Below are 5,091 nucleotides of genomic sequence, written 5' to 3'. Positions count from 1 at the left end.
TGAAAATGCTCTAAATTGGTTTAATCATTGTGGTCTGTTTTTTGAGCCTATTAGATAGCTCTTCTTGTGGTGAATTTGATCGCAAACTGCTGTAACACTGAGGAAATAGACAATCAAAAATCAACCATAGCGATTATGATTCTTGCTGCTGGTGCATCGACTCGTATGGGTACACCTAAACAACTATTGCTTTACCAAGGACGTAGTTTTTTACAATCCATTACAGAAATGGCGATCGCTTCAGTTTGTCAACCTGTGGTAGTAGTACTTGGAGCAAATGCAGAACAGATTCAGCCCCAAATTAAGCAACTTCCCGTTAAAGTAGTTAATAACTTGGATTGGGCTTGGGGAATGAGTACTTCAATCAAGAGCGGTATTGAATTGTTAAATAATCTTCCTGAAAAAATCGAAGCAGTAGTTATTACACTTTGCGACCAGCCATTTGTTTCTCATCAAATTATTAATCAACTTGTTGATGCATATTATTCGACGAAAAAACCGATTATTGCTTGTGAATATGCGGGTACATTAGGTGTACCCGCTCTATTTAGTCAGATATTTTTTTCGGAACTTGCTGCTTTGAAAGAAACTTCAGGAGCAAAAAGAGTTATTAATAATAACCTCAATGAAGTCTTTTCCATGCCGTTTTCACAAGGGGATATCGATATTGATACACCAAAGGATTACGAACAATTGCTATTAATTACCAAAGCGGCTTCTGGAGGACAGTAAACAAAGAAGAATTCTTCTTTATTTAATTCTGAGCAATACCTTCTTCACGCGCTGCACGTTGCACAGCAGCAGCAACAGTAGTGGCGACACGCACATCAAAGACTGAAGGAATAATATGTTCCCGATTCAAGTCTGAAGGTTTGACTAAGGAGGCGATCGCACTTGCGGCTTCCAGACACATACTGGTGGTAATTGTCTGTGCCCGACAATCTAAAGCCCCACGGAATACCCCAGGAAAAGCGAGGACGTTATTGATTTGATTCGGGTAGTCACTGCGACCGGTAGCGATCACAGCAACATCTTCACTGATTAATTCTGGCTGAATCTCTGGAATCGGATTTGCCATTGCAAACACAATTGGATCTTTTGCCATCGAATGTACCATTTCTGGTGTCAAAACTCCGGGTGCGCTGACGCCAATAAATACATCTGCTCCTGGCATTGCACCCGCTAACGTTCCCTGAGCTTTCACAGCAAATTCAAGTTTTTCTGCTGTCAAGTCGGTGCGACTACTAGAGATAATCCCTTTAGAGTCGCACATCCAGATTTTTTCTGCCCCAGCTTTTTTCAGTAAGCGAGCGATCGCTACTCCCGCCGCCCCAGCACCGTTAATTACAATGTGAATTTCGGCCATTGACTTTTGTACCACCTTAAGAGCGTTAAACAACGCCGCCAAGGTGACAATTGCTGTACCGTGCTGGTCATCATGAAAAACGGGAATATCTAACTCTTGGCGCAATCTCTTTTCAATTTCAAAGCAGCGAGGTGCAGCAATATCCTCTAAATTCACGCCCCCAAAAACCGGAGCGATATTCTTAACTGTCTGGATAATCTCTTCTGTATCTTGGGTGGCCAGACAGATGGGAAAAGCATCCAGCCCCGCAAATTCCTTGAACAGCATTGCTTTGCCTTCCATGACTGGTAGGGCGGCTGCTGGTCCGAGATTTCCCAATCCCAAAACGGCACTACCATCAGTAACAATAGCAACAGTGTTTTGTTTGATGGTTAACTTGTAAACTTCCTCTGGATCTTGAGCGATCGCTGTACAAATTCGACCGACTCCGGGCGTGTAAGCCATTGCCAAATCGGAAACACTCTTCAGGGGAATTCTGCTGACAATGCTAATTTTGCCGCCGCGATGTAAATTAAAGGTGCGATCGTAGACACTGAGTAACTTGACATCTGGCAATGCTTTGACTGCTTGCACAATGCTTTCAGCGTGTTCGGTACTAGCAGCATCAACGGTAATATCGCGGGTGGACTCTTTGCGGGTTTGGTCAATTAAATCAATTTCACCGAGATTACCACCACTAGTTGCGATCGCCTGGGTTATCGATGCCAACATCCCTGCACGATTGGGAATCTGCAAGCGCAGCGTCAAACTAAAACTAGAATTCGGAGTCAGGTGTGCCATGTTGATTTTGGATTTTAAGTATTAGATTTTATATTGAATTGAGACAAAAACTAAAATCTGAGATTTGTAGTCAGTGTAAACTCTTATGATCACCATCAGTAGTTAGTTTACTCACTGCTCACAGGTTTTATAATTAATTTTATTTATACTAAGACATTCACTAATAGAAATGAGTAACAATTTAGTAATTGTATCCAAATACACCAGATATTTTAAAAAATTTTATCTATGTAAATATTTTTATTTTTCAATCCAATTGTATTAAGTTTTACTAAACTAAGCGCTCAATAAACTCCGTGTGTTCTTCTGACTTCAACCCTTGTTGCAGCACTGCTAAAACTTTCGTCATGTCTCCAGTAATTAGTAAGGTGACAGCTAACCACAAACCTGGAAATACCCTACTTTTAATCACCCCATCTGCATCTGCTACGAGTGGCAAATATTCACCATTTTGCAAACAGAACCAGTCGAGTTTATTCTCTAAAGTCTGCCAGACGATATATTCCTGCACTCCGTTGCGACGGTAGGCGCGTTTTTTGTCGTACAAATCAATAGATGCACTACTAGCTGCTACTTCTGCTACTAATTCCGGTGCGCCTTCTACGTAATAATCTTCACTTATCTGTGCCTGTCCCCTGGTTGGTTTATCTATTAACAACAAAACATCAGGTTGTGGTTCATTGTCTAAATCTAAGCGCACAGTAGCATTGTCACCTAGTTCTACGCCTGGGGTAGAAACTTTGTAATTTCCTAACCAGATAATTAAGTTTCTATGAGGTAAACCATGACTTCTAAAACGCAGTGGTGATGCCACGTAGACGACTCCTTCAATTAATTCTGCTTTTTTATCGGGCATTGCTGTATAACGACGCTCAAATTCGTGGCGGGTTAAGCGATCGCCACTTTCTAAGGGAGGAATAAAAGCGCTATTATTTAAGCCATGTTCCACAGAAATCGCCATTACCTGATTCCTCATCCGCAGGAGTTGTAGCTTGAATCTAACATAGTGCCTACTACAGGATTTATTAAATGTAGGACTTACGCAAACAATAGCTGAAACTATGATTTTTAGGTAGGGGCAATTTATGTAGCTTTAGCTGACGGCAGGGTATTGCCCCTACCGCGTGTAGTTTTGCGTAAGTCCTAAAATAGTTAGTTTTAAGACTAGGACTTACGCAAAATATCTCTCAAACTCTGATTTCTCTGTATTCTCTGCGCCTCTGTGGTAGCCTACGGCAAGCCGAAGCGTCTACGTTATTCCGTAAATTGTGCGTACGTCCTAAAGACAATACGCTTGGGTTAAGAAAAATAGTAGGTTGGGTTGAGCAATAGCGAAACTCAACAAATGGTTGATAATCTTAGGCTACCCTGCGGGATCTTGCTACGTTCCTCAACCCAATCTACACCTGAGTACAGGGTGAGAGATGGGGCTTATTTTTGTTTCAACTAAAAAGCGCCCCCCATTTCTAGAGGGCGCTTTTTATTTAGCTAATACTCAAGTATTAACCGTTGATAGCAGGAGCAGTCATTGCTACAGGAGTAACTGCACCAGCAGCTAAGTCTAGGGGGAAGTTGTGAGCGTTACGCTCGTGCATTACTTCCATACCCAAGTTAGCGCGGTTGATTACATCTGCCCAGGTGCTGATGACGCGACCTTGGGAGTCAATGATTGATTGGTTGAAGTTGAAACCGTTCAGGTTAAATGCCATCGTGCTGATACCCAAAGCGGTGAACCAGATACCGACGACAGGCCATGCTGCGAGTAAGAAGTGCAGTGAACGGCTGTTGTTGAAAGAAGCGTATTGGAAAATCAAACGACCGAAGTAGCCGTGGGCTGCAACGATGTTGTAGGTTTCTTCTTCTTGACCGAACTTGTAACCGTAGTTTTGTGATTCGGTTTCGGTGGTTTCACGTACCAAGGAAGAAGTTACTAGAGAACCGTGCATTGCAGAGAACAAGGAACCACCGAATACACCAGCCACACCTAACATGTGGAAGGGGTGCATCAAGATGTTATGTTCTGCTTGGAACACAATCATGAAGTTGAAGGTTCCAGAGATACCCAAAGGCATACCATCTGAGAAAGAACCTTGACCGATGGGGTAGATCAAGAATACTGCGGTAGCGGAAGCCAAAGGTGCGCTGTAAGCTACGCAGATCCAAGGACGCATACCTAAGCGGTAAGAAAGTTCCCACTGACGACCCAAGTAGGTAGCACAACCGATTAAGAAGTGGAAAACTACCAACTGGTAAGGACCACCGTTGTACAACCACTCATCTAAGGAAGCAGCTTCCCAGATTGGGTACAAGTGCAAGCCGATGGCATTAGAGGAAGGAACAACTGCACCAGAGATGATGTTGTTTCCGTAGATCAAAGAACCTGCAACTGGTTCGCGGATACCATCGATGTCTACAGGAGGAGCAGCGATAAAGGCAATTACGAAGCAGGTGGTCGCAGCTAGCAGAGTAGGAATCATCAAAACGCCGAACCAACCGATATATATCCGGTTATCGGTGCTGGTGATCCACTCGCAGAAGCGATCCCATACGTTAGCGTCAGAGCGCCGTTGTAAGGTTGTGGTCATTGTTTTATAAGTGCTATATGTTGTTAAAAATTGAACAAGCAGAGTTGTTAAAAATGGAACAAGCGGATCTTTTTCGCCTGCTTAAATAGAGTCTACATTAATTTATTTTGACGCGATCTGTGACTTAATATTCTGTTACAGAGTTCTTTGATCAGCTGATCAAACTGTAAATTTTTCCTACTATGAAATAATAATAGTTATGAATTGAGGCTTTATAAACTATTTCAACACCAAATTAGCTATAACTATCAATGACGCGATCGCCTAACTGGAGTTTAGACTAAGCCATGCAAAATATCCCAGCAGGGCTGAGTTAATCAGAGACTTAGGAAAAGTATGAATAATCTTAGGTATTAAACA

4 protein-coding genes are annotated in these 5,091 nt (G+C 42.5%); 1 reads left to right on the top strand and 3 read right to left on the bottom strand.

The window, feature by feature from the left end; all coding sequences use genetic code 11:
• Positions 1 to 66 precede the first annotated feature (66 nt).
• The gene (locus V7K15_RS16490; RefSeq protein WP_334906741.1) at positions 67 to 732 is read left to right on the top strand and encodes a nucleotidyltransferase family protein; all 666 of its coding nucleotides are present in this window, start codon (positions 67 to 69) and stop codon (positions 730 to 732) included.
• 22 nt (positions 733 to 754) lie between these two features.
• On the opposite strand, the gene V7K15_RS16485 is transcribed toward V7K15_RS16490, so the two are convergent.
• From V7K15_RS16485 to psbA, 3 genes are all read right to left on the bottom strand, one after another.
• Positions 755 to 2,146, bottom strand: coding sequence for a malic enzyme-like NAD(P)-binding protein (locus V7K15_RS16485; protein WP_334906739.1), 1,392 nt, complete (start codon positions 2,144 to 2,146; stop codon positions 755 to 757).
• Positions 2,147 to 2,417: 271 nt separating this feature from the next.
• The gene (locus V7K15_RS16480) at positions 2,418 to 3,107 is read right to left on the bottom strand and encodes a Uma2 family endonuclease (protein ID WP_334906737.1); all 690 of its coding nucleotides are present in this window, start codon (positions 3,105 to 3,107) and stop codon (positions 2,418 to 2,420) included.
• Between the two features lie 541 nt (positions 3,108 to 3,648).
• The gene (psbA, locus tag V7K15_RS16475; RefSeq protein WP_334906735.1) at positions 3,649 to 4,731 is read right to left on the bottom strand and encodes a photosystem II q(b) protein; all 1,083 of its coding nucleotides are present in this window, start codon (positions 4,729 to 4,731) and stop codon (positions 3,649 to 3,651) included.
• Positions 4,732 to 5,091 lie beyond the last annotated feature (360 nt).

Origin of the sequence: Nostoc sp. (genome assembly GCF_036919815.1) — a bacterium.
Classification (GTDB): domain Bacteria; phylum Cyanobacteriota; class Cyanobacteriia; order Cyanobacteriales; family Nostocaceae; genus Nostoc.
This window is presented reverse-complemented; position numbering and strand designations above follow the sequence as displayed.

Coding starts and splice junctions, on each gene's coding strand:
- V7K15_RS16485 (WP_334906739.1), bottom strand. CDS start 2,146: ATGGCACACCTGACTCCGAATTCTAGTTTTAGTTTGACGCTGCGCTTG.
- V7K15_RS16480 (WP_334906737.1), bottom strand. CDS start 3,107: ATGGCGATTTCTGTGGAACATGGCTTAAATAATAGCGCTTTTATTCCT.
- psbA (WP_334906735.1), bottom strand. CDS start 4,731: ATGACCACAACCTTACAACGGCGCTCTGACGCTAACGTATGGGATCGC.